General features: G+C 53.4%; 21 protein-coding genes and 1 pseudogene. 14 read left to right on the top strand and 8 right to left on the bottom strand.

All coding sequences use genetic code 11. The annotated features are described in order from the left end of the window. Positions 1 to 135: 135 nt before the first annotated feature. Positions 136 to 1,413, top strand: a complete 1,278-nt coding sequence (locus U0026_RS19485) for a NupC/NupG family nucleoside CNT transporter (RefSeq protein WP_062771608.1) — start codon at positions 136 to 138, stop codon at positions 1,411 to 1,413. Here U0026_RS19485 and U0026_RS19480 read toward each other — a convergent pair. Both U0026_RS19480 and U0026_RS19475 read right to left on the bottom strand, forming a co-directional pair. Continuing rightward, positions 1,408 to 2,271 carry a YjjW family glycine radical enzyme activase gene (locus tag U0026_RS19480; RefSeq protein WP_062771611.1) on the bottom strand — a complete coding sequence of 288 codons (864 nt, stop codon included), beginning with the start codon at positions 2,269 to 2,271 and terminating at the stop codon, positions 1,408 to 1,410. The two genes, U0026_RS19485 and U0026_RS19480, sit on opposite strands and share 6 nt — an antisense overlap. Then, positions 2,243 to 3,793: a YjjI family glycine radical enzyme gene (locus tag U0026_RS19475; RefSeq protein WP_062771618.1), complete on the bottom strand. Its 1,551-nt coding sequence runs from the start codon at positions 3,791 to 3,793 to the stop codon at positions 2,243 to 2,245. Before U0026_RS19475 ends, U0026_RS19480 begins: the two co-directional genes overlap by 29 nt. A 258-nt stretch (positions 3,794 to 4,051) precedes the next feature. Between U0026_RS19475 and deoC the strand changes: the two genes are divergently transcribed. The 4 genes from deoC (at position 4,052) to deoD (ending at position 8,497) form a co-directional block, all read left to right on the top strand. Continuing rightward, complete coding sequence (deoC, locus tag U0026_RS19470; protein WP_062771621.1) at positions 4,052 to 4,831, top strand: deoxyribose-phosphate aldolase; 780 nt, start codon at positions 4,052 to 4,054, stop codon at positions 4,829 to 4,831. Between the two features lie 239 nt (positions 4,832 to 5,070). After that, positions 5,071 to 6,393 carry a thymidine phosphorylase gene (deoA, locus tag U0026_RS19465; RefSeq protein WP_062771624.1) on the top strand — a complete coding sequence of 441 codons (1,323 nt, stop codon included), beginning with the start codon at positions 5,071 to 5,073 and terminating at the stop codon, positions 6,391 to 6,393. A gap of 52 nt (positions 6,394 to 6,445) precedes the next feature. Further along, positions 6,446 to 7,669 (top strand): phosphopentomutase, encoded by a 1,224-nt coding sequence (gene deoB, locus U0026_RS19460; RefSeq protein ID WP_062771627.1) that lies wholly within the window; start codon positions 6,446 to 6,448, stop codon positions 7,667 to 7,669. Between the two features lie 108 nt (positions 7,670 to 7,777). Beyond that, the gene (gene deoD, locus U0026_RS19455; protein ID WP_035894565.1) at positions 7,778 to 8,497 is read left to right on the top strand and encodes a purine-nucleoside phosphorylase; all 720 of its coding nucleotides are present in this window, start codon (positions 7,778 to 7,780) and stop codon (positions 8,495 to 8,497) included. A gap of 88 nt (positions 8,498 to 8,585) precedes the next feature. On the opposite strand, the gene lplA is transcribed toward deoD, so the two are convergent. Next, entirely contained in the window at positions 8,586 to 9,602 is a 1,017-nt protein-coding gene (gene lplA, locus U0026_RS19450; RefSeq protein ID WP_062771630.1) for a lipoate--protein ligase LplA, read from the bottom strand. Between the two features lie 15 nt (positions 9,603 to 9,617). Further along, positions 9,618 to 10,253, bottom strand: coding sequence for a YtjB family periplasmic protein (locus U0026_RS19445; protein WP_062771633.1), 636 nt, complete (start codon positions 10,251 to 10,253; stop codon positions 9,618 to 9,620). A gap of 104 nt (positions 10,254 to 10,357) precedes the next feature. Here U0026_RS19445 and serB point away from each other — a divergent pair, with 104 nt between their 5' ends. The 3 genes from serB to nadR all read left to right on the top strand — a co-directional run bounded on the left by serB (position 10,358) and on the right by nadR (position 14,063). Next, the gene (gene serB, locus U0026_RS19440) at positions 10,358 to 11,329 is read left to right on the top strand and encodes a phosphoserine phosphatase (protein ID WP_062771636.1); all 972 of its coding nucleotides are present in this window, start codon (positions 10,358 to 10,360) and stop codon (positions 11,327 to 11,329) included. Positions 11,330 to 11,340: 11 nt separating this feature from the next. After that, positions 11,341 to 12,729, top strand: coding sequence for a DNA repair protein RadA (radA, locus tag U0026_RS19435; RefSeq protein ID WP_062771639.1), 1,389 nt, complete (start codon positions 11,341 to 11,343; stop codon positions 12,727 to 12,729). A 104-nt stretch (positions 12,730 to 12,833) separates the two neighbouring features. After that, positions 12,834 to 14,063, top strand: coding sequence for a multifunctional transcriptional regulator/nicotinamide-nucleotide adenylyltransferase/ribosylnicotinamide kinase NadR (gene nadR / locus U0026_RS19430; protein ID WP_062771642.1), 1,230 nt, complete (start codon positions 12,834 to 12,836; stop codon positions 14,061 to 14,063). A 55-nt stretch (positions 14,064 to 14,118) separates the two neighbouring features. Here nadR and ettA read toward each other — a convergent pair whose 3' ends face one another. Then, entirely contained in the window at positions 14,119 to 15,786 is a 1,668-nt protein-coding gene (gene ettA, locus U0026_RS19425; protein ID WP_062771645.1) for an energy-dependent translational throttle protein EttA, read from the bottom strand. Positions 15,787 to 16,130: 344 nt separating this feature from the next. Between ettA and sltY the strand changes: the two genes are divergently transcribed. Continuing rightward, a complete protein-coding gene (sltY, locus tag U0026_RS19420) occupies positions 16,131 to 18,068 on the top strand; it encodes a murein transglycosylase (RefSeq protein ID WP_062771648.1) in 1,938 nt (645 codons plus the stop codon). 63 nt (positions 18,069 to 18,131) lie between these two features. After that, positions 18,132 to 18,455: a trp operon repressor gene (gene trpR, locus U0026_RS19415; protein WP_062771651.1), complete on the top strand. Its 324-nt coding sequence runs from the start codon at positions 18,132 to 18,134 to the stop codon at positions 18,453 to 18,455. Between the two features lie 40 nt (positions 18,456 to 18,495). On the opposite strand, the gene yjjX is transcribed toward trpR, so the two are convergent. Continuing rightward, complete coding sequence (yjjX, locus tag U0026_RS19410) at positions 18,496 to 19,011, bottom strand: inosine/xanthosine triphosphatase (protein ID WP_062771654.1); 516 nt, start codon at positions 19,009 to 19,011, stop codon at positions 18,496 to 18,498. 52 nt (positions 19,012 to 19,063) lie between these two features. On the opposite strand from yjjX, the gene gpmB reads away from it, so the two are divergent. Next, a complete protein-coding gene (gene gpmB, locus U0026_RS19405) occupies positions 19,064 to 19,711 on the top strand; it encodes a 2,3-diphosphoglycerate-dependent phosphoglycerate mutase GpmB (protein WP_062771657.1) in 648 nt (215 codons plus the stop codon). Here the strand turns inward: gpmB and robA are convergent. After that, on the bottom strand, positions 19,708 to 20,577 hold the full coding sequence (gene robA, locus U0026_RS19400; protein ID WP_062771660.1) for an MDR efflux pump AcrAB transcriptional activator RobA: 870 nt from the start codon (positions 20,575 to 20,577) through the stop codon (positions 19,708 to 19,710). The genes gpmB and robA overlap by 4 nt on opposite strands. Before the next feature lie 211 nt (positions 20,578 to 20,788). Here robA and creA point away from each other — a divergent pair, with 211 nt between their 5' ends. Then, positions 20,789 to 21,280, top strand: a complete 492-nt coding sequence (gene creA / locus U0026_RS19395) for a protein CreA (RefSeq protein WP_062771663.1) — start codon at positions 20,789 to 20,791, stop codon at positions 21,278 to 21,280. A gap of 39 nt (positions 21,281 to 21,319) precedes the next feature. Here creA and arcA read toward each other — a convergent pair whose 3' ends face one another. Then, positions 21,320 to 22,036, bottom strand: coding sequence for a two-component system response regulator ArcA (arcA, locus tag U0026_RS19390; RefSeq protein ID WP_062771666.1), 717 nt, complete (start codon positions 22,034 to 22,036; stop codon positions 21,320 to 21,322). Positions 22,037 to 22,132: 96 nt separating this feature from the next. On the opposite strand from arcA, the pseudogene yjjY reads away from it, so the two are divergent. Together yjjY and U0026_RS19380 are read left to right on the top strand one after the other, a co-directional pair. Continuing rightward, a pseudogene (yjjY, locus tag U0026_RS19385) lies at positions 22,133 to 22,274 on the top strand (YjjY family protein). Positions 22,275 to 22,674: 400 nt separating this feature from the next. Beyond that, positions 22,675 to 23,361 carry a tRNA/rRNA methyltransferase gene (locus tag U0026_RS19380; RefSeq protein WP_062771669.1) on the top strand — a complete coding sequence of 229 codons (687 nt, stop codon included), beginning with the start codon at positions 22,675 to 22,677 and terminating at the stop codon, positions 23,359 to 23,361. The last annotated feature ends 27 nt before the right edge of the window (positions 23,362 to 23,388 follow it).

Here is a 23,388-nt window from a genome sequence, read left to right as displayed (position 1 = left end):
CTCATTATTCGTTATTACCTCGTTCCACTTGCGTTAAACCTGTGACATTGACCGAAAAATATAATGACGTAGCGTTATAATCGCTGCGGTTAGTTTGTTGGAATGGTCATATTTTTCAATACACAGGGACTCTGTATGCAAATCCTCATGGGACTCATCGGTATGGTGGTGCTGCTTGCCATCGCCTTACTGCTTTCCAGTAATCGTAAAGCGATTAATCTCCGAACGGTACTTGGTGCATGGCTGATTCAGGTCGGTATCGGTGCGTTAATTCTCTATGTTCCCGCAGGGCGTAAAGTGCTGTTAGCGATGTCTGAAGGCGTCGCCAACGTTATTGCCTACGGCAATGAAGGGATCGGTTTTCTGTTCGGCGGGCTGGTTTCCGATAAGATGTTTGAAGTTTTCGGCGGTGGCGGCTTCGTGTTTGCGCTGCGCGTTCTGCCGGTTATCGTCTTCTTCTCCTCGCTGATTGCCGTGCTTTATTACCTCGGCATTATGCAGTTTGTGATTCGTATTCTGGGTGGCGCGCTGCGTGCGGTGCTGAAAACGTCACGTACGGAGTCACTCTCTGCGACAGCCAATATTTTCGTTGGGCAGACTGAAGCGCCGCTGGTGGTGCGTCCCTACATTGCCACCATGACGCGTTCTGAACTGTTCGCTGTGATGTGTGGTGGTCTGGCGTCGGTTGCCGGTTCCGTGTTGGCGGGCTATGCCCAAATGGGGGTGCCGCTGGAATATCTGATCGCGGCTTCCTTTATGGCGGCTCCTGGTGGGTTGCTGTTTGCCAAGATCATGATACCGGAAACGGAAAAACCCAACGATTCTCCGACGCTGGAAAATGAAGCTAACAACCCGGATAAACCTGCAAACGTGCTGGACGCTGCGGCATCGGGCGCGGCGTCAGGGATGCAACTGGCGCTGAACGTTGGTGCGATGTTGCTGGCATTTATCGCGTTGATTGCGCTGCTGAACGGCATCTTGTCCGGGATCGGCGGTTGGTTTGATTATCCGAACTTGTCGTTGCAGCTGATTCTGGGCTGGATCTTCTCGCCTCTGGCGTGGGTCATTGGCGTGCCGTGGAATGAAGCCACGGTGGCGGGGTCGTTTATCGGTCAGAAACTGGTTATCAACGAATTTGTGGCCTACATGAACTTCGGTGAATACCTGAAGGCCGATGCCGATGTTGCTGCTGCCGGGTTGCAAGTCATCTCCAACCACACCAAGGCAATTATCTCCTTTGCGCTGTGTGGCTTCGCCAACCTCTCCTCTATCGCCATTCTGATTGGCGGTCTGGGCAGTATGGCACCGAATCGCCGTCAGGAAATTGCCCAACTGGGCCTGAAAGCCGTGGCAGCGGGGACGCTCTCTAACCTGATGAGCGCCACCATTGCTGGGATTTTCCTTTCACTATAAGTAAAGCGCCGGAGGAATGAGTCTCGTGATTCCTCCGGCTCGTAGTGCCTGGCTTAAGGCCTCAATGTCCTGTGGCCCGGCACTGCGCCACGTTTTTGCCTCTCCATAAACGCCGTGGGCGTGAAACGCATTCAGGCGTACCGGAATATCCCCCAGCTCAGCGATAAACGCGCTCAATGCCGTCGCTTCTTGCAAGTAATCCGTTTGTTCAGGGATCACCAGCAGCCGTAGCTCGCTTAACATTCCTCGCTGTGCCAGCCAGTGGAGGCTCTGTTTGATGCGCGTATTACCGCGTCCGGTCAGAGCGAGATGACGCTCGTTATCCCAGCACTTTAAATCCACCATCACGCCGTCGCACATCGTGCGCAGCTTTTCCCAACCGGATATCGGTAGCTCACCGTTGCTGTCGACCAAACACGTCAGATGTTCGAGCCCGGACGTTTGCTTTATCTGTTGGAACAACGCACAGACAAACGGCAGCTGCGTTGTGGCTTCGCCACCACTGACGGTGATGCCCTCAATAAAGGGCGCGACCTTGCTAATTTGCTCAATAACCTGCTCAACGCTCATGACCTGTGCCATCGGCGTGGACTGCTGTGGGCACAGGTGCAGACAGGTGTCACACTGCTGGCAAACCTCCGCCTGCCACACCACTTTTCCTTCCCGCAAACTCAGTGCCTGATGAGGACACTGGGGAACGCATTCGCCGCAGTCATTGCAACGACCCATCGTCCACGGATTATGACAGTTCTTACAGCGCAAATTGCAGCCCTGCAGGAACAGGGCCAGGCGGCTGCCCGGCCCATCAACGCAGGAAAAGGGGATGATTTTACTGACTAAAGCGCATCTGCTGTTCATGGCTCACGACACGAGGTTGGCGTTCCAGAATACGGGTGTTGCGCGCGGCTTCTTCACCCAGCCATGTGGTGTTGATGCGTGAGCCTTCCGCGCGATATTTCTCCAGGTCCGACAGGCGCACCATATAGCCGGTTACGCGAACCAAATCATTCCCGCTGACGTTGGCGCTGAACTCGCGCATACCGACCTTGAAAGCGCCGAGGCATAGCTGCATCACTGCCTGCGGATTGCGTTTTACCGTTTCATCGAGCGTCAGAATATCGCTGATCCCCGCAGCGTAATGCGCATGGTGTGGCGCCACGGTCAGTAGATGGGTAATAGGGTCCGGCTCGTCGCCATACGGCAGACGTGCACCGGGGGTCGTCCCGGCATCTGAGCTTATCCCCGACTGCGCGTGTAACAGCGCACGTTGCTGCCAGCCGTACTGAACGGGTGTGTGGGCGACAAATTCTGCCAGTTCGGCGCTGATACGGTAGGCCAGCTGATTGGCCTGCTCGTCTTTACCGTAGCGACCGGCAATGCCTTCACGTTCACACAGAATATTGACCGCTTCCGCCAGTGAATAGATGCCGAACATCGGGACAAATCGCTCAGGGCTAATCAACCCCTCACTGACTAGGAAGCTATTCTCAAAGAAGTTCGACTGTTCATAGAGGAAACGGCAACGTGCGTCGATGATGTCAATTTGCAGTTGGCAGTAACGCGGCAGGAGCTGCGTGAAGAAATTATCAATAGAGCGGCTACGCTCGGCAACCTGCTGTAAATTCAGGCGAACCAGCGTACTGCCGCCACCCGCGACCGGTAGTGAGTTGTAACAGCTGACGATGCCGTACTGACCTTTTGTGAAAATTTTATCATTTATTGGCCCATTAGCGATATGCGGCTTGCTGCATTCGCAAACATTTTGTGCCACCTGGAGCAACAGATCGTCAGGCGTAATTTCCGGGTCGTAGATAAAGGTCAGATTCGGCGCAACCTGCTTTAATTCTGCATCTGCCCGCAAAATGGCGCGAGTGATGGGCGTATCCTGAGGGCCGATATTGACGTGGGTAAAGGCGTCCGGCAGCGTGCGGTCGAGATAGCGCCAGAAACGTTTTATTCGAATGTCGACTTCATCTTGTGTTAGAATTCTAACATAAGGTGACAGCAACGCATCAAGATGACCCAGATACACCGGCATCGCCGTCACGGAAGGGACGTGATGATACAAAATTGTCAGTAGCGAAAGCGCATCATCCAGATCCTGCGCGCCTTCAAGCTCCAGCCATTCGGAGCCGTTAGCGAGAAAGCGTGCATAGTCCGGCAGGACATAACGTGGTTTATACGGCGCATGCCCTTCAAACATATCGCAGATCACCCCGTCAGCCAGCGCTGCGCGGGCATCGTCAGACAGTTCGGGGTACGGCAGGGCGTTTTCTGCTTCAAGCGCCAAAAAATGGCGTTTTTGTTCCGGGGTTAACATGGAGCTTGTCACAATTTGCTGGCAGTGTTGCAGCAACGATGAATCTATCGATGTTGGCATGGTCGGTTCCTCAGACGAGCGATAAGCGAAGTGTATGAAAAACGATGAGGTTATCTTTTGATCCCAGCGGTCGAAACGGTGCTTTAATCGTCGTCTTTGGTGTGAAATCTTGATGCATGTCTCGTTGTTGTTATGCAAATTTGTACGAAGTTTTCACTAAGTGTGATGAAAGTCGAAGTGTGAGTGCGGGGCGGTGTTACAATAATCACAGACCCGCAAGGTAACGATTTATACGGCAATGCGCCGTCGGAGAGAAAAATGACTGATTTAAAAGCAAGCAGCCTGCGCGCGCTGCAGTTGATGGACTTAACCACTCTGAATGAAGACGACACCGATGCGAAAGTGATCGCGCTGTGTCATCAGGCGAAAACGCCGGTGGGTAATACTGCCGCAGTCTGCATCTATCCGCGTTTCATCCCGATTGCCCGTAAAACGCTGAACGAGCAGGGTACGCCAAACGTTCGCATCGCCACCGTGACCAACTTCCCGCACGGTAACGACGACATCGATATCGCGCTGGCGGAAACTCGTGCAGCTATCGCCTACGGCGCTGACGAAGTTGATGTGGTATTCCCGTACCGTGCGCTGATTGCCGGTAATGAGCAGATTGGTTTTGACCTGGTTAAAGCCTGTAAAGACGCGTGTGCGGCGGCTAACGTGCTGCTGAAAGTGATCATCGAAACCGGTGAACTGAAGGAAGAGGCGCTCATTCGTAAAGCATCTGAAATCGCTATCAAAGCGGGTGCAGATTTCATCAAAACCTCGACCGGTAAAGTACCGGTCAACGCGACCCCAGAAAGCGCGCGCATCATGATGGAAGTGATCCGCGATATGGGCGTCCAGAAAACCGTGGGCTTCAAGCCAGCGGGCGGCGTGCGTACTGCTGAAGACGCTCAGCTGTTCTTGTCTATCGCTGACGAACTGTTTGGCGCTGACTGGGCTGACTCTCGTCACTACCGCTTCGGTGCTTCCTCTCTGCTGGCGAGCCTGCTGAAAGCGCTGGGTCACGGCGACGGTAAAAGCGCGAGCGCTTACTAAGCATTAACGTAGCCCGGACGAGGCGCATGCGCGCCGACTCCGGGTTCCCCCCGGCGGCGCTACGCTTGGCCGGGCTACAGGAACTCACCCCGGCCCGCTCCCTGGAAGGGAGAGGGAGAAAACCGGGTAACGTGATGACGTATAAACGATGTCATGCGGTTCCCTCTCCCCTCGGGGGAGAGGGCTAGGGTGAGGGGGCATCCCCCCCAGCCTCGCTAATAACTCCACAGGAGGGTACCTTGTTTCTCGCTCAAGAAATTATTCGTAAAAAACGTGATGGTCAGGCGCTGAGTGATGAAGAAATTCGTTTCTTTATCAACGGTATTCGCGATAACACCATTTCCGAAGGGCAGATTGCCGCCCTGGCGATGACCATTTTCTTCCATGATATGAGCATGCCGGAGCGTGTCTCGCTGACCATGGCGATGCGGGATTCAGGAACCGTCCTGAACTGGAAGAGCCTGAATCTGAACGGCCCGATTGTCGATAAGCACTCTACCGGCGGTGTCGGTGACGTGACTTCTCTGATGCTTGGCCCAATGGTCGCGGCTTGCGGCGGCTATATTCCAATGATCTCCGGCCGTGGCCTCGGTCATACCGGCGGTACGCTTGATAAATTAGAAGCGATTCCCGGCTTCGACATCTTCCCTGATGACAGCCGTTTCCGTGAAATTATTAAAGACGTGGGTGTGGCGATTATTGGGCAGACCAGCTCGCTCGCACCGGCGGACAAACGTTTTTATGCCACCCGCGACATTACCGCAACGGTGGACTCCATCCCACTGATTACCGCCTCAATCCTCGCCAAAAAACTGGCTGAAGGTCTGGATGCGCTGGTCATGGATGTGAAAGTGGGTAGCGGCGCATTTATGCCGACCTACGAACTCTCCGCAGCGCTGGCAGAAGCGATTGTGGGCGTCTCTAACGGCGCGGGCGTGCGCACCACCGCATTGCTAACCGACATGAACCAGGTGTTGGCTTCCAGCGCGGGTAATGCCGTTGAGGTTCGCGAAGCCGTACAGTTCCTGACCGGTGAATACCGTAATCCGCGTCTTTTCGACGTCACCATGGCGCTGTGTGTAGAAATGCTCATCTCCGGCAACCTGGCAAAAGATGACGCCGAAGCGCGCGCCAAATTGCAGGCAGTACTGGATAACGGTAAAGCGGCGGATATCTTTGGTCGCATGGTCGCAGCCCAAAAAGGCCCGACCGACTTCGTTGAAAACTATGCGAAATATCTACCAACGGCGATGCTCAGCAAAGCTGTCTATGCCGATACCGAAGGCTTTGTCAGCGCGATGGATACCCGTGCGCTGGGCATGGCCGTGGTTTCTATGGGTGGCGGTCGTCGTCAGGCATCCGACACCATTGATTACAGCGTCGGCTTTACCGACATGGCTCGTCTGGGCGACAGCATTGACGGACAACGTCCGCTGGCCGTTATCCACGCTAAAGATGAAGCCAGCTGGCAGGACGCGGCGAAAGCCGTTAAAGCGGCAATTAAACTGGACGACAAAGCGCCTGAAATTACGCCGACCGTCTATCGTCGCATCACCGAATAGTTATATACTGATCTGATCGCTTTTTTGCAGCGCAAGATGTATGGAGAACAAGATGAAACGTGCATTTATTATGGTGCTGGACTCCTTCGGGATTGGTGCAACGGAAGACGCTGACCGCTTTGGCGACGTTGGCGCCGATACCATGGGCCACATTGCAGAAGCCTGTGCCAAAGGCGAGGCTGACAAAGGTCGTCAAGGCCCTCTGAATTTGCCTAACCTGACCCGCCTGGGTCTGGTGAAAGCGCATGAAGGTTCTACCGGTAAAATTGCCGCCGGCATGGATGGCAACGCTGAAGTCGTTGGCGCGTACGGTTGGGCGCATGAGCTCTCTTCCGGTAAAGATACGCCGTCAGGCCACTGGGAAATCGCCGGTGTGCCGGTTCTGTTCGACTGGGGCTACTTTAGCGACCATCAGAACAGCTTCCCGCAGGAACTGCTGGATAAACTGGTTAAGCGTGCCAACCTGCCGGGTTACCTCGGCAACTGCCACTCTTCCGGTACCGTTATTCTGGACGAACTGGGCGAAGAGCATATGAAAACCGGCAAGCCGATTTTCTATACCTCTGCGGACTCCGTGTTCCAGATTGCCTGCCATGAAGAAACCTACGGCCTGGATAAACTCTACGAACTGTGCGAAATCGCCCGTGAAGAGTTGACCGAAGGCGGCTACAACATTGGTCGCGTGATCGCGCGTCCGTTTGTTGGTGACAAAGCAGGTAACTTCCAGCGTACCGGTAACCGTCACGATCTGGCAGTCGAGCCGCCAGCCGCGACCGTACTGCAGAAACTGGTGGACGAAAAACACGGCCACGTGGTGTCTGTGGGTAAGATTGCGGATATCTACGCGAACTGCGGTATCACCAAAAAAGTCAAAGCGACCGGTCTGGATGCGCTGTTTGACGCGACCATCAAAGAGATGAAAGAAGCCGGTGACGAGACTATCGTCTTCACTAACTTCGTTGATTTTGACTCTTCCTGGGGCCACCGTCGCGATATCGCCGGTTATGCTGCCGGACTGGAACTGTTCGACCGCCGTCTGCCTGAGCTGATGGAGCTGGTAGGGGAAGATGATATTCTGATCCTGACCGCTGACCACGGTTGCGACCCAAGCTGGACCGGTACTGACCATACTCGTGAGCACATTCCGGTGCTGGTATACGGCCCGAAAGTGAAACCGGGCTCGCTGGGCCACCGTGAAACCTTCGCGGATATCGGCCAGACGTTGGCGACCTACTTCGATACGTCACCAATGGACTACGGCAAAAACATGCTGTGATGCGATTGTCGGATGGCGCTACGCTTATCCGGCCTACGAGGAATCGTTTGTAGGCCGGATAAGGCGCAGCCGCCATCCGGCACTGACAATTTTAATAAGGATAAAATGATGGCTACCCCACACATTAATGCAGAAATGGGCGATTTCGCTGACGTAGTTTTGATGCCAGGCGACCCACTGCGTGCGAAGCACATTGCTGAAACTTTCCTCGAAGATGTCCGTGAAGTGAACAACGTTCGCGGCATGTTAGGTTTCACCGGTACCTATAAAGGCCGTAAAATTTCCGTCATGGGTCACGGCATGGGTATTCCATCGTGCTCCATCTACACCAAAGAGCTGATTACCGACTTTGGCGTGAAAAAAATCATTCGTGTGGGTTCCTGCGGCGCGGTACGCGCAGACGTGAAACTGCGTGATGTGGTTATCGGCATGGGTGCTTGCACCGACTCCAAAGTGAACCGTCTGCGTTTTAAAGACCACGACTTCGCTGCTATCGCTGACTTCGGCATGGTACGTGATGCAGTTGACGCGGCAAAAGCGCTGGGCGTTGATGCTCGCGTGGGTAACATCTTCTCTGCTGACCTGTTCTACACGCCGGATCCAACTATGTTCGACGTGATGGAAAAATACGGCATCCTGGGCGTGGAAATGGAAGCAGCGGGCATCTACGGTGTTGCAGCAGAATTCGGTGCAAAAGCGCTGACCATCTGCACCGTCTCCGACCACATCCGTACCCACGAGCAGACCACTGCGGCTGAACGTCAGACGACGTTCAACGACATGATTAAAATTGCGCTGGAATCTGTCCTGCTGGGCGATAAAGCGTAAGACCGTGCTGTGCCCGGTGGCGCTGTGCTTACCGGGCCTACGGTTCTCCTGTAGGCCGGATAAGGCGTAGCCGCCATCCGGCAATTCTCTAACGCACCGCCCCCGCGATCCAATTTGCTAGCTCCCGCAGTTCACTTTCCTGCTCTGGAAATTCTGCAACTAGCGCTTCACAGGTTTGTTGCAGGACGTCAGCCCGATACTGGCAACCCTGTAAACGCTCGGCCAGCGCCTCCAGCGGAGCCGGGTTCAGACTATCGGTAAAGACCTGCGTGCGAGTGATAAGCCCTTTCTCAACGTCAAAATGCAGCTCTACGCCGCCCCAGGTAAAGCGTTCATCCAGCAGGTGAGAGAAGGCGGGGGCCTGACCGAAATTCCACTCCCAGCTGCTTTGACGAGCGAAAGTTTCCGCGAAGTTTGGCAAGTCGGGCAGGTTATCGGGGGAGATAATTTCTGCATCAACGCGTTCCCCGTAGTGTTGGAAAAACGCATCGGTGACGGCTTCGCAAATCTGTTCGTGAGTAATATCCGGCAGCAGTTCAACCAGATTGGCAACGCGCCCGCGCACGGAAGTGATGCCTTTAGCCTGAAGCTTTTTCTTATCAGGATTAAGGTAATTTGCCAGGCGGCTGAGGTCAGCATTCAGCAACAGCGTACCGTGGTGGAAGCCGCGATCTTTAGTTTCGCGATAGGCCGAACCGGACACTTTACGATCGCCGTCTTCCGTTTTGACGATCAAATCGTTACGTCCGGACGCTTCTGCTGTAATCCCAAGCGAGTTCAGCGCCTCTAGCACAATGGCGGTTGAGATGGTTTTATCGTATTCCGGCTTTCCGGCCATAAAGGTAAAACAGGTATTGCCGAGGTCGTGGAAAACCGCGCCGCCGCCGCTACTCCGGCGCGCCAGGCGGACGTTGTCCTCCTCCATGCGCCGGGTATTGCACTCTTTCCATGGGTTCTGTGCCCGGCCGATAACGACGGTATCTGCGTTGCGCCACAGGAATAATACCCGCTGGGTTGCAGGCATCTGGCGAAAAATACACTCCTCAACGGCCAGGTTAAACCACGGATCGTGGGAGTCTGAAAGCAGCAGGCGCAGCGTTGTCATTACGATTTCCTTTTCTTAATCATCTTTATCTTCGTCCTGCACCGGCTTGTTGGCGGTAAGCAGGAACGGCGACTGCTGCCAGCGGGTGCGTTTACCGCGCAGCAGGGTGCGGGCAAGCACGACGCCAATGGCCAGCGACAGCAGTAACATCAGGCGTAAAATATTGGTGGTGTTATCTACCTGTCCGGATTCGGTGGCGATGGTGTGCGTATCCAGCGTCAGGCGTAAATAACCCAGCGGACCATTCTTTCCTAAAATGGGTTCGACGATCTGCTGGTTGAAGTAGCTACCGGCCTTTTTACCGTCCAGCGCCAACCGATCGCGAAGATCCACTTGCTCACCGGCGCGCGCCACAAGATCGCCTTGTTCATCGTAAACCCCGGCATCGAGAATACGGCTTTTCTCGGTGAGTTGCTTTAGCACGTCACCGATCTTTTTCTCATCCGGCGACTCGCTTTTCATCATCGGCGCCAGGTTTACTGAAACCTGCCAAGCCAGCGTTCTTGCCAGTTCTTCGAGCTGCGGATTTCGCTGTTTTTGGCTTTGTTGACTGAACCAGGATGCCCCCTGCATCAGAGCGACCAGCAGAGCGAGGCATATCAGAACAATCACGGTGCGATGCAGTCTAAATTTCAGTTTTGCGCGAAGCATATTCCACCTTTGAAAATTTACAGCTTAATGTTGCCAGAAGCGCTGGTTACAAGGTAGCCTCATGCGTTATTTTCCTGGGCTTAATAGAGAAGATTGGAGCTGTAATGCCAAACAGTTTGACCTGGTGCGACCTGCCTGAAGATGTCTCCTTGTGGCCTGGGTTGCCGCTTTCACTCAGTGGCGATGAAGTGATGCCGCTGGATTATCATGCCGGGCGCAGCGGCTGGCTGCTGTATGGCCGTGGCCTCAACAAAGAACGTCTGACTACCTACCAGCGTAATCTCGGTGCCGCTATGGTGATCGTAGCAGCCTGGTGCGTGGAAGACTACCAGGTGATTCGTCTGGCGGGGTCGTTAACTCTGCGGGCGACACGTCTGGCGCACGAAGCGGAGCTGGATGTTGCGCCGTTGGGTAAAATCCCACACTTGCGTACGCCGGGTTTGCTGGTGATGGACATGGACTCCACCGCGATTCAGATCGAATGCATTGATGAAATTGCCAAACTGGCGGGCACGGGTGAATTAGTTTCTGAGGTCACCGAACGTGCGATGCGCGGTGAGCTGGACTTTAGCGCCAGCCTGCGCCAGCGCGTGGCGACGCTCAAAGATGCCGATGCCAATATTCTGCGTCAGGTACGCGATACCCTGCCGTTGATGCCAGGGTTAACCCAACTGGTGCTGAAGCTGGAAACGCTCGGTTGGAAAGTGGCAATTGCCTCCGGCGGCTTCACCTTCTTTGCTGAATACCTGCGTGACAAGCTGCGCTTAACCGCAGCGGTGGCGAATGAGTTGGGTATTCGTGACGGTAAGCTGACCGGCGAAGTGATTGGCGATATTGTTGATGCGCAGTATAAAGCCAACACGCTACAGCAACTGGCAGAAAAATATGAAATCCCGCATGCACAGACGGTAGCTATCGGCGATGGTGCTAACGATCTGCCGATGATCAAAGTCGCTGGACTGGGCATTGCGTATCATGCCAAGCCGAAAGTGAATGAACAGACGGAAGTCACTATCCGTCATGCCGACTTGATGGGAGTATTCTGTATTCTCTCTGGCAGCATGAATCAGAAATAAAGAGGTAAACCATGGCGAAAGCTCCTAAACGCGCATTTGTTTGTAATGAATGTGGTGCGGATTATCCGCGCTGGCAAGGTCAATGTAGCGCCTGCCAGGCCTGGAATACCATCACTGAGGTGCGTGTTGCGGCTTCTCCAACGGTTGCGCGTAATGAGCGCCTGAGCGGCTATGCGGGTAACGCGGGCGTGGCGAAGGTGCAAAAGTTATCGGATATCAGTCTTGAGGAACTGCCGCGCTTTTCGACCGGCTTTAAAGAGTTCGACCGCGTATTAGGCGGCGGTGTCGTTCCGGGAAGCGCTATCCTCATCGGGGGTAACCCGGGGGCGGGGAAATCAACGCTGCTGCTGCAAACGCTGTGCAAACTGTCCGAGCAGATGAAAACGCTGTACGTCACCGGCGAAGAATCCTTACAGCAGGTCGCGATGCGCGCGCATCGTCTGGGTCTGCCGACCGCCAACCTGAATATGCTTTCGGAAACCAGTATCGAACAGATTTGCCTGATTGCTGAGGAAGAGCAGCCGAAGCTGATGGTTATCGACTCCATCCAGGTGATGCACATGGCGGATATTCAGTCGTCGCCGGGCAGCGTGGCACAGGTTCGTGAAACGGCCGCTTATCTTACTCGTTTTGCTAAAACGCGCGGCGTCGCCATCGTTATGGTCGGCCACGTGACCAAAGACGGTTCGCTGGCGGGGCCGAAAGTGCTGGAACACTGTATCGACTGTTCAGTACTGCTCGACGGTGATGCTGACTCTCGTTTCCGTACCCTGCGAAGTCATAAGAACCGTTTTGGTGCGGTGAACGAATTGGGCGTATTCGCGATGACCGAGCAGGGGCTACGTGAAGTCAGCAACCCGTCTGCCATCTTCTTAAGCCGTGGTGATGAAGTGACATCCGGCAGCTCGGTGATGGTGGTCTGGGAAGGAACACGTCCACTGCTGGTGGAGATTCAGGCGCTGGTCGATCAATCGATGATGGCGAACCCAAGACGCGTTGCGGTGGGTCTTGAACAGAACCGTCTGGCGATTTTGCTGGCGGTTTTACACCGTCATGGTGGTTTGCAGATGTCGGATCAGGACGTCTTTGTGAACGTGGTCGGCGGCGTAAAAGTTACTGAAACCAGTGCAGACTTAGCGCTGTTGCTGGCAATGGTTTCTAGCCTGCGTGACAGACCGCTTCCGCATGATCTCGTGGTATTTGGTGAGGTTGGCTTGGCCGGTGAGATTCGTCCTGTACCCAGTGGCCAGGAGCGTATTTCGGAAGCGGCGAAGCACGGCTTCCGCCGGGCGATTGTCCCGGCAGCTAACGTGCCGAAGAAACTCCCGGAGGGGATGCAGGTGTTTGGTGTGAAAAAACTCGCCGATGCACTGGGCGTATTTGACGACCTATACTCATAGAATCCGATATTGCTCGTTAGTATCGACCATATTTACCCGGAAAGTGCTTCCGGGTTTTTTGTATAATGGGTAGATGATTTACCCTAATTTTGCAGGAGGCTCTTGTGTCGTCGTTCGACTATCTTAAAACTGCTATTCGTCAGAAAGGCTGCACTTTACAGCAGGTCGCAGACGCTAGCGGCATGACCAAGGGCTATTTAAGCCAGCTTCTGAACGCCAAAATTAAAAGTCCTAGCGCGCAAAAGCTTGAGGCGTTACATCGTTTCCTGAATCTGGAATTCCCACGACAGCAGAAAAATATCGGTGTGGTATTCGGTAAATTTTATCCGCTGCATACGGGCCATATCTACCTTATCCAGCGCGCCTGTAGCCAGGTGGATGAACTGCATATCATCATGGGCTATGACGACACGCGCGACCGTGCGTTGTTTGAAGATAGCGCCATGTCCCAGCAACCGACGGTGCCCGATCGGCTTCGCTGGCTCCTCCAGACGTTTAAATACCAGAAGAATATCCGCATTCATGCCTTCAATGAAGAAGGGATGGAACCGTACCCACACGGCTGGGACGTGTGGAGTGCGGGGATTAAAAACTTTATGGAAGAGAAGGGGATCCAGCCCAATTGGATCTACAGCTCAGAAGAGGCTGATGCCCCGCAGTATCTTGAGCATCTGGGGATTGAAACGGTACTGATCGACCCTAAACGCACGTTTATGAATATCAGCGGTGGGCAAATACGTGAGAACCCGTTCCGCTATTGGGATTACGTTCCTACCGAAGTGAAGCCCTTTTTTGTGCGCACGGTAGCGATTCTTGGCGGTGAGTCCAGCGGAAAATCGACGCTAGTGAACAAGCTGGCAAACATCTTCAATACCACCAGTGCCTGGGAATATGGGCGAGACTATGTCTTCTCACACCTGGGCGGTGACGAGATGGCGCTGCAGTATTCTGACTACGATAAAATTGCCCTGGGGCACGCGCAGTACATTGATTTTGCAGTAAAATATGCCAACAAGGTCGCTTTCATTGATACCGATTTTGTCAGCACCCAGGCCTTCTGTAAAAAGTATGAAGGGCGCGAACATCCGTTCGTTCAGGCGCTGATTGATGAGTATCGCTTTGACCTGGTTATCTTGCTGGAAAACAACACGCCGTGGGTGGCGGATGGCCTGCGCAGCCTCGGTAGTTCTGTGGATCGTAAAGAGTTTCAGACGCTACTGATATCGATGCTTGAGAAGAACAACATTGATTTTGTGCATGTTGAAGAAGCGGATTACGACTCGCGGTTCCTGCGATGCGTGGAGCTGGTGAAAGGATTGATGGGCGATGAATAACTGTTTTTGGGTCTTAAAAAAAGGCGAATGATTTTCATCATTCGCCTTAACGGTATTACTTCGCGATACGTTTGTACTTGATACGCTTTGGCTCCAGCGCATCTGCGCCGAGGGTGCGTTTCTTGTACTCTTCGTATTCGGTAAAGTTACCTTCGAAGAACTCAACTTTCCCTTCATCCTGGTAGTCCAGAATGTGGGTAGCGATGCGGTCAAGGAACCAACGGTCGTGCGAGATAACCATTGCGCAGCCTGGGAACTCCAACAGGGCGTTTTCCAGTGCGCGCAGGGTTTCGATATCCAGGTCATTGGTAGGTTCATCGAGCAGCAGCATGTTGCCGCCAACCGGCAGCAGCTTCGCCAGATGCAGACGCCCACGCTCACCACCGGACAGTTCGCCGACGCGTTTACCCTGATCAACACCTTTGAAGTTGAAGCGGCCAACGTAGGCACGGCTTGGCATCTCGGTGTTGCCGATCTTCATGATATCCAGCCCGCCGGAAACTTCTTCCCACACGGTTTTGCTGTTATCCATGGAATCACGGAACTGGTCAACGGACGCCAGTTTCACGGTTTCGCCAAGCGAGATGGTGCCGCTATCAGGCTGTTCCTGACCGGACATCATACGGAACAGGGTCGATTTACCCGCGCCGTTTGGACCGATGATACCGACGATAGCGCCTTTCGGTACTGAGAAGCTCAGATCGTCGATCAGCACGCGGTCGCCGTAGGATTTACGCAGGTTGGTAACCTCAACGACTTTATCGCCCAGACGTGCGCCTGGTGGAATAAACAGTTCGTTGGTTTCGTTACGTTTCTGGTAGTCGGTATTATTCAGCTCTTCAAAGCGTGCCAGACGGGCTTTACCCTTAGACTGACGGCCTTTAGCGCCCTGACGAACCCACTCCAGCTCTTTCTCAATCGATTTACGACGAGCGGCTTCCTGAGAGGCTTCCTGCGCCAGACGCTGATCTTTTTGCTCCAGCCATGAAGAGTAGTTACCTTCCCATGGAATACCTTCACCACGGTCAAGCTCAAGGATCCAACCGGCAACGTTATCGAGGAAGTAACGGTCGTGGGTAATCGCCACGACGGTGCCTTCGAAATCGTGCAGGAAGCGTTCCAGCCAAGCCACGGATTCAGCATCCAGGTGGTTAGTAGGTTCGTCGAGCAGCAGCATGTCTGGTTTTTCCAGCAGCAGGCGACATAGCGCGACGCGGCGGCGTTCACCACCGGAGAGCTTCTCTACTTTGGCATCCCAGTCCGGCAGACGCAGAGCATCAGCCGCACGCTCAAGCTGCACGTTCAGGTTGTGACCGTCGTGTGCCTGAATAATCTCTTCGAACTTGCCTTGCTGCGCGGCGAGTTTATCGAAGTCAGCGTCCGGTTCCGCGTATTTCGCATACACTTCGTCCAGGCCTTTCAGGGCGTTAACCACTTCGGCTACTGCTTCTTCCACCGATTCACGAACGGTATGTTCCGGGTTCAGCTTTGGTTCCTGCGGCAGGTAACCAATTTTGAGACCTGGCTGTGGACGAGCTTCGCCTTCGATGTCGGTATCGATACCGGCCATGATGCGCAGCAGGGTAGATTTACCGGCGCCGTTCAGGCCCAGAACCCCGATTTTTGCGCCAGGGAAGAAGCTCAGCGAGATGTTTTTAAGAATATGACGTTTCGGCGGAACCACTTTGCCGACACGATGCATGGTATAAACGAATTGAGCCACGTTGGACTTCGCCTCTTTTATCTACCCGTCATACTTCAAGTTGCAGATGCGTTGGCTGCGCTCGTTCACCCCAGTCACGTACTGATGTACGCTCAGGGGATTCACTCCCTTGCCGCCTTCCTGCAACTCGAATTATTTAGGGTAGGTGATGAATAGAGTGTATCAAAGGCGAAGTGTAGCTGTTTTCAACGCCCAATCCCAGCGGGTAAACACAGGTGTGCAACACCACCGCTAAAACGTAAAAAAGTGTTCATAACGTGGAACATTTCGCCATCAGTCGTTAGCATCAATTAATGACGCGGCATGATGCTGCACTGACGTAACGTGAAAACGAGGAAGAGCTTGTGGATACAGCCAAACATTATACGTGGCGTCTGCTGGCAGCAGGTGCTTGCCTGTTGACCGTCAGCAGTGCGGCCCACGCGGATTCGCTGGACCAGCAGCGCAGCCGTTACGCCCAAATTAAACAGGCCTGGGATAACCGCCAGATGGATGTGGTTGAGAGCTTAATGCCGACCCTGCGCGACTATCCGTTGTACCCGTATCTGGAATATCGCCAGCTATCCGGCGATCTGATGAATACCCCTTCGCTGGCGGTTACGAATTTTGTGCAGGCGAATCCTACGCTGCCCCCCGCCCGGACGTTAAAAAACCGCTTCGTGAACGAGCTGGCGCGACGTGAAGACTGGCGTGGCCTGTTGGCGTTTAGCCCGGATAAACCGGGTACGACGGAAGCACAGTGTAACTATTACTACGCCAAATATAGCGTTGGCGATGCGCAAGGGGCATGGGAAGGGGCCAAAACGTTGTGGCTGACCGGGCAGAACCGCCCTAATGCCTGCGATAAGCTGTTTAGCGTGTGGCGATCCTCTGGTACTCAGGATCCACTCGCTTATCTGGAGCGTATCCGACTGGTGATGAAAGCGGGTAACACCGGGCTGGTGAAGGCGCTGGCGTCTCAGATGCCGTCGGAATATCAGACGATAGCGACTGCGATTACCGATCTGGCGAATAACCCCAATAACGTCCTGACTTTCGCGCGTACGACCGGCGCGACGGATTTTACCCGCCAGCTTGCGGCCATCGCATTTAGTAGCGTTGCCCGTCAGGATGCAGAAAATGCGCGCTTGATGATCCCATCATTGGTGCAGGTGCAACAGCTCAATGAAGACCAAACGCAGGAGCTGCGGGATATCGTTGCCTGGCGTTTGATGGGCACTGATGTGACCGACGAGCAGATGCGCTGGCGTGATGACGCAATTATGCGCTCCCAGTCGACCTCTCTGATTGAACGCCGGGTACGTATGGCGCTCGGCAACGGTGACCGTGCAGGGCTCAATACCTGGCTTGCCCGCTTGCCGATGGAAGCCAAAGAGAAAGACGAATGGCGCTATTGGCAGGCCGATCTGCTGATGGAGCAGGGCCGCGCTGATGAGGCTCGACAGATTTGGCGTACGCTGATGCAGCAGCGCGGCTTTTACCCGATGGTCGCCGCTCAGCGCCTGGACGAACCCTATACGCTACGTATAGAGAAAGCGCCGGGCGCGATACCATCGACGCTGACCAGCGGTGCAGAAATGGCTCGCGTACGTGAATTAATGTACTGGAATCAGGATAATACCGCGCGTAGCGAGTGGGCTAACCTGGTGAGTAGCCGGAGCCAAACTGAACAAGCGCAGCTAGCGCGCTACGCCTTTGATCAAAACTGGTGGGATCTTAGCGTGCAGGCGACCATCGCCGGCAAGCTGTGGGATAACCTGCAAGAGCGCTTCCCACTGGCCTATAAGGATCTGTTTGTTCGCTATACCGCTGACAAAGACATCCCGCAAAGCTATGCGATGGCGATCGCCCGCCAGGAAAGTGCGTGGAACCCGAAGGTGAAATCACCGGTTGGGGCCAGCGGACTGATGCAGATTATGCCGGGCACGGCGACGCATACGGTGAAAATGTTTAGCCTTCCGGGCTATACCAATCCGGTGCAGTTGTTAGATCCGGAAACCAATATCAATATCGGTACTAGCTATCTGCAATACGTGTATCAGCAGTTTGAAAACAACCGTATCTTTGCCTCGGCGGCATATAACGCGGGGCCTGGACGGGTGCGCACCTGGCTTGGCAACAGCGCTGGGCGTATCGATGCGGTTGCCTTTATTGAAAGTATCCCGTTCTCGGAAACTCGCGGTTATGTGAAAAACGTGTTGGCCTACGACGCCTATTATCGCCACTTTATGGGCGAGAAAGAGGACGTCCTGACCCGTAATGAGTGGCAACGACGTTACTGATGCGTCATACCTGTGTTATGCTTGTACTCGTTTAAGAGTACATGCATAACATGGTGGCCTGTCATGACCCAACAATCCCCTTATTCCGCCTCGGTGGCTGAACAGCGTCACCAGGAGTGGCTTCGCTATGTGGAGCTTCTGCGTTTGGCGTATAACGATGATCTCGCGTTACCGCTGCTTAACCTCATCATGACGCCGGATGAGCGTGAAGCGCTGGGCACGCGCGTGCGAATTATTGAAGAGCTTCTGCGTGGTGAAATGAGCCAGCGGGAGTTGAAAAATGAGCTTGGCGCGGGGATCGCGACGATCACTCGTGGATCGAACAGCCTGAAATCGGCGCCTGTTGAACTGCGCCAGTGGCTGGAAGAAACATTACCTAAAACCTAGCCGTAGGCCGGATAAGGCGAAGCCGCCATCCGGCACGGTTTTAGCGATACAGTGCGTTGTGGAAAGGACTTAACGCTAACACCACCGCCTGATGGTAAACGCTGCTACGCGTAAGCACGCCGGCGGTAAAGACGCCAATCGCCCCTTCCTTGTTGCCAATTTTATCAATGCCAGTAAGTGTCGACATGACCGGCCCCAGCGCTTCTCCCGCCAGTACCTGTTCAAGGATAACCTCAGGCAGTGGTAGCGTAGCCGAACGCGACTCCCCGCGCTGCTCGCGGCTTTCAATCACCACCCAACTGAAAGTTGCACCTTCGTCAATTCCCGCTTCGATGGCCACCCAAAAATCTGCATCCGGACGTGCCTGACGGGCATTGGCGACGCGATTACGCGCGCCGGTGCGCGTTTGGGTGCTGCCAAAAGGTTGCTCTGGCACCCCCGTATCTACGGAAATTGCGTCGATATGACAGGATCCTTCACCAAAAATCTGGTCAAATGCGGCAAGAATCGCCTGAATTTTGGCAGGATTGGTGGTAGCAACCACAACTTGATGCATAATCTACACACTCAGATAATAAATTGTCACCGCAGTATAACGGATAAAAAACATGTTACAGGTATATCTTGTTCGCCATGGCGAAACGCAGTGGAACGCCGAACGGCGTATTCAAGGCCAGTCCGATAGCTCTCTGACGGCTAAAGGTGAGTCCCAGGCAGTGCAGGTAGGTGAGCGGGTTCGCACCTATGGCATCACCCATGTTATCGCCAGCGATCTGGGGCGTACGCGCCGGACCGCCGAGATTATTGCCGATGCCTGTGGCTGTGGCGTCACGCTGGATGCCCGTCTGCGTGAGCTGGACATGGGGGTACTGGAACAGCGTCATCTTGACTCGCTCAGTGCGCAGGAAGAAGAGTGGCGTCGGCTGGTGGTGAACGGTACGCCAAACGGTCGTATTCCTGAAGGGGAGTCGATGCAAGAACTGAGTGAGCGTATGTTTGCCGGGCTGAGCGCTTGCCTTGATCTGCCCGCCGGAAGCCGTCCATTGTTGGTCAGTCACGGTATCGCGCTGGGGTGTCTGGTCAGTACAATTTTGGGTTTGCCAGCGCATGCTGAGCGTCGTTTACGACTGCGTAACTGCTCAATCTCGCGGGTGGACTATCAGGAAAGTCAGTGGCTGGCGCCGGGATGGATCGTGGAAACCGCAGGGGACATCTCGCATCTGGATGCCCCTGCGCTGGATGAACTACAGCGTTAACGACGAATCGGGATCAGGTACTCGCAGCGCAGCATAATTGGCGGTTCCTGGTTCCGGGCTTCATCTTGTGGGAAGAAGCGCTCAATATCCAGGCCCTTACGGCGAGTCAGATTAAGCATTGGCATGCAGGTGCCGTACAGCGTCAGGATAAACTCCTGCAGACCGGTACCCAGACCTTCATAGGTAAACATCACGTATTCGCCACCTTCCAGGATAACCGGATGGGCGTTGCTGATATGACCATTGGCCAACTCTGGCGCAAGCGCGGTGGTGTAGAACACCTCCTGCTCATCGTCTTTTTCAAGGCTCGGACGTGGCTCATGCAACCCGTACAAAATCGGCGGAAGGGACGGCGAGTTGCCGAGGAAGTCGGTCCAGAATTGAATACGCATCTGCTGACGGAATTCGGAAATCTCTTCCAGCTTACAGGTGTAGCTTTGCGTTACGCCCACCAACTCTGTGGTTGGCTGAGTAATAAACTCATATTTTGGCATGGTGAACTCACCCAGGCGCAGCGGCGGACGCATACCAAATGAACTCCAGTCTGGAGAACGGCGGTACAGGGCAGGCGTCAGCGAAAACTGTTTTTTAAACGCGCGGGTAAAGGTCTGCTGAGAGTCAAAGCGGTATTGCAGGGCGATATCGAGAATAGGGCGTGCGGTCAGTCGCAACGCAACGGCTGATTTTGACAGTCGACGTGCGCGGATGTAAGCGCCAATGGCATGGCCGGTAACATCCTTGAACATACGTTGCAGGTGCCATTTGGAATAACCCGCTTTTGCCGCCACATTATCCAGCGATAAAGGCTGATCTAAATGGCCTTCCAGCCAAACGAGGAGATCGCGAATAATTCCTGCCTGATCCATAAAATGCCCTCATCCTTAATTTTTTAGGTGCCTGTTACCAAAGTAGCGGATAATAGCATCTTTTGCTGTTTTAGCATTCAGTGTTTTTTTTATGCATAAGTGCGTTAATGTCTTAGATAGAACGCTGATTTTTGTAAAGCTGTGATCTTTAAACACTTTATTCTCTAATGTTGAATAGTCACTTCACTCAATCGATGAAAATGGTAACAATATGAAATACAAGAAGTTAATGGCTGGCCTGTTACTGGGTGCCGCAAGCCTGGGTGTACATGCAGAGCAGATTGGTTCTGTTGATACGGTTTTCAAAATGTTTGGCCCCGATCATAAGATTGTGGTGGAAGCCTTTGATGATCCGGATGTTAAAAACGTGACCTGCTACATTAGCCGTGCGAAAACGGGTGGGATTAAGGGCGGTCTGGGACTGGCGGAAGACACCTCTGATGCGGCAATTTCCTGTCAGCAAGTTGGCGCTATCGAACTGACGGATAAAATTAAGAAAGGCAAATCAGAAGGAGAAGTGGTTTTCCAGAAACGGACATCGCTGGTCTTCAAAAAGCTGCAGGTGGTGCGTTTTTATGACGCGAAACGAAATGCTCTGATCTATCTGACTTATTCCGATAAAGTGGTTGATGGTTCACCGAAAAACGCCATAAGCGCGGTGCCAATTATGCCGTGGGGAGAAGAGGTCGGTTCAGCGAAATAGAGGCAAAAAAAAACGGCGCTGAATGCGCCGTTTTCGTTTTTATTCCTGCAGCTCGCCGCAGAAGCGGTAACCTTCGCCGTGAATCGTGGCGATGATTTCCGGGGTATCCGGCGTAGACTCGAAATGTTTACGGATGCGACGGATGGTCACGTCAACCGTACGGTCGTGTGGCTTCAGCTCACGGCCGGTCATTTTCTTCAGCAGTTCAGCACGAGACTGAATTTTGCCCGGGTTTTCGCAGAAGTGCAGCATCGCGCGGAATTCGCTACGCGGCAGCTTATACTGTTCACCGTTAGGACTCACCAAAGAGCGGCTGTTGATGTCCAGCTCCCAGCCGTTGAACTTGTAGCTTTCAACGCTACGGCGTTCTTCGCTGACGGTACCCAGGTTCATGGTACGAGACAGCAGATTGCGTGCGCGGATAGTCAGTTCACGTGGGTTGAAAGGCTTTGTGATGTAATCATCTGCACCAATTTCCAGACCGAGGATCTTGTCGACTTCATTGTCGCGGCCGGTCAGGAACATCAGGGCGACATTTGCTTGTTCACGCAGTTCGCGTGCCAGCAGGAGGCCGTTTTTCCCTGGCAGGTTGATATCCATGATCACCAGGTTGATATCATTATCAGACAGGATCTGATGCATTTCCGCGCCATCGGTCGCTTCGAAAACATCGTAGCCTTCTGCTTCGAAAATACTTTTTAACGTGTTGCGTGTTACCAACTCGTCTTCAACGATAAGAATGTGCGGGGTCTGCATGTTTGCTACCTAAATTGCCAACTAAATCGAAACAGGAAGTACCAATAGTCCCTGACCTGCCTGATGCATGTCGAAAATTAACATGACCGGCGTAACATGACTAAAGTACGTAATTGCGTTCTTGATGCACTTTCCATCAACGTCAACAACATCATTAGCTTGGTCGTGGGTACTCTTCCCTCAGGACCCGACAGTGTCAAAAACGGTTGTCATCCTAACCATTTTAACAGCAACATAACAGGCAAAGAGGCACCAGACCGCCAATAAACCTACGCTTCGTTGACATATATCAAGTTCAATTGTAGCACGTTAACAGTTTGGTGAAATTATCACGCCTGAATGATAACGCCTATCACATTTTTTCCACAACTCAAGTAGTTGCACAGGTTAACTGATAAATGTGGTGAATCCAATTATTATTGAACTATGGTAATGAAAATAGTTCGTATAAACATAGGGATATCGGTCTTCTGTTAACATTCAAAACTGATAGTTTCTGAGAGTATAGTGTAACTTTATTTATATGTTATGAAACGCCATTTCATTGATTTTTGTTGCGTTTTTGTAAATTCGCGCTGCGCAATATGTTGAACTGCATCACATTATTGCCTGATAACAATCAAGTAAGAGAACTTAAAATGCGCTTATCTATTGTGCTGGTTTCCCCAGCAAGGGCCGAAAATATCGGCGCGGCCGCCCGGGCGATGAAAACCATGGGCTTTAACGACATGCGGATCGTGGATAGCGTTGCGCACCTGGAGCCAGCGACCCGCTGGGTGGCGCATGGCTCGGGCGATATCATTGATGGGATCACCTGTTACCCTACGCTGGAAGAGGCTTTACACGATGTTGATTTCACGGTAGCGACCACAGCTCGCAGCCGTGCTCGCTTCCATTACTATGCAACGCCACAGGAACTGGTGCCGATGCTAGAGGAAAAAGCACAGTGGTTAGGCCATGCGGCACTGGTGTTTGGTCGTGAGGATTCCGGGCTAACCAATGAAGAGTTAGCATTAGCAGATGTACTTACCGGGGTACCGATGGTGGCGGATTACCCATCGCTTAATCTCGGTCAGGCGGTGATGGTTTATTGTTACCAACTCTCCTCGTTATTACAAACGGCAAACCCGATAGTAACGGCTGGTGACGAAAATCAACTGATTGCGTTACGGGCACGTATCACGGCTTTGCTTGAACGACTCGATGTCGCCGGAGATGTAAAACTGGCTGATTGGCTGCAACAGCGTATTGGCTTATTTGAGCATCGTGATACGGCAATGTTGCACCGATTGCTGCACGATATTGAAAAAAATCTCCCAGAGTAAAACTCTGTCATCGTGTTTATGTATGGT

Source organism: Kluyvera intermedia (assembly GCF_034424175.1).
Classification (GTDB): Bacteria; Pseudomonadota; Gammaproteobacteria; order Enterobacterales; family Enterobacteriaceae; genus Kluyvera; species Kluyvera intermedia.
This window is presented reverse-complemented; position numbering and strand designations above follow the sequence as displayed.

Excerpts from the sequence above, each read along its gene's own strand:
- U0026_RS19475 (WP_062771618.1), bottom strand. The coding sequence starts at position 3,793 with ATGCCAACATCGATAGATTCATCGTTGCTGCAACACTGCCAGCAAATT.
- trpR (WP_062771651.1), top strand. The coding sequence starts at position 18,132 with ATGACCCAACAATCCCCTTATTCCGCCTCGGTGGCTGAACAGCGTCAC.
- U0026_RS19380 (WP_062771669.1), top strand. The coding sequence starts at position 22,675 with ATGCGCTTATCTATTGTGCTGGTTTCCCCAGCAAGGGCCGAAAATATC.
- U0026_RS19445 (WP_062771633.1), bottom strand. The coding sequence starts at position 10,253 with ATGCTTCGCGCAAAACTGAAATTTAGACTGCATCGCACCGTGATTGTT.
- U0026_RS19480 (WP_062771611.1), bottom strand. The coding sequence starts at position 2,271 with ATGAACAGCAGATGCGCTTTAGTCAGTAAAATCATCCCCTTTTCCTGC.
- creA (WP_062771663.1), top strand. The coding sequence starts at position 20,789 with ATGAAATACAAGAAGTTAATGGCTGGCCTGTTACTGGGTGCCGCAAGC.
- robA (WP_062771660.1), bottom strand. The coding sequence starts at position 20,577 with ATGGATCAGGCAGGAATTATTCGCGATCTCCTCGTTTGGCTGGAAGGC.
- serB (WP_062771636.1), top strand. The coding sequence starts at position 10,358 with ATGCCAAACAGTTTGACCTGGTGCGACCTGCCTGAAGATGTCTCCTTG.
- arcA (WP_062771666.1), bottom strand. The coding sequence starts at position 22,036 with ATGCAGACCCCGCACATTCTTATCGTTGAAGACGAGTTGGTAACACGC.
- U0026_RS19485 (WP_062771608.1), top strand. The coding sequence starts at position 136 with ATGCAAATCCTCATGGGACTCATCGGTATGGTGGTGCTGCTTGCCATC.
- deoB (WP_062771627.1), top strand. The coding sequence starts at position 6,446 with ATGAAACGTGCATTTATTATGGTGCTGGACTCCTTCGGGATTGGTGCA.
- deoD (WP_035894565.1), top strand. The coding sequence starts at position 7,778 with ATGGCTACCCCACACATTAATGCAGAAATGGGCGATTTCGCTGACGTA.
- lplA (WP_062771630.1), bottom strand. The coding sequence starts at position 9,602 with ATGACAACGCTGCGCCTGCTGCTTTCAGACTCCCACGATCCGTGGTTT.
- radA (WP_062771639.1), top strand. The coding sequence starts at position 11,341 with ATGGCGAAAGCTCCTAAACGCGCATTTGTTTGTAATGAATGTGGTGCG.
- yjjX (WP_062771654.1), bottom strand. The coding sequence starts at position 19,011 with ATGCATCAAGTTGTGGTTGCTACCACCAATCCTGCCAAAATTCAGGCG.
- gpmB (WP_062771657.1), top strand. The coding sequence starts at position 19,064 with ATGTTACAGGTATATCTTGTTCGCCATGGCGAAACGCAGTGGAACGCC.
- deoC (WP_062771621.1), top strand. The coding sequence starts at position 4,052 with ATGACTGATTTAAAAGCAAGCAGCCTGCGCGCGCTGCAGTTGATGGAC.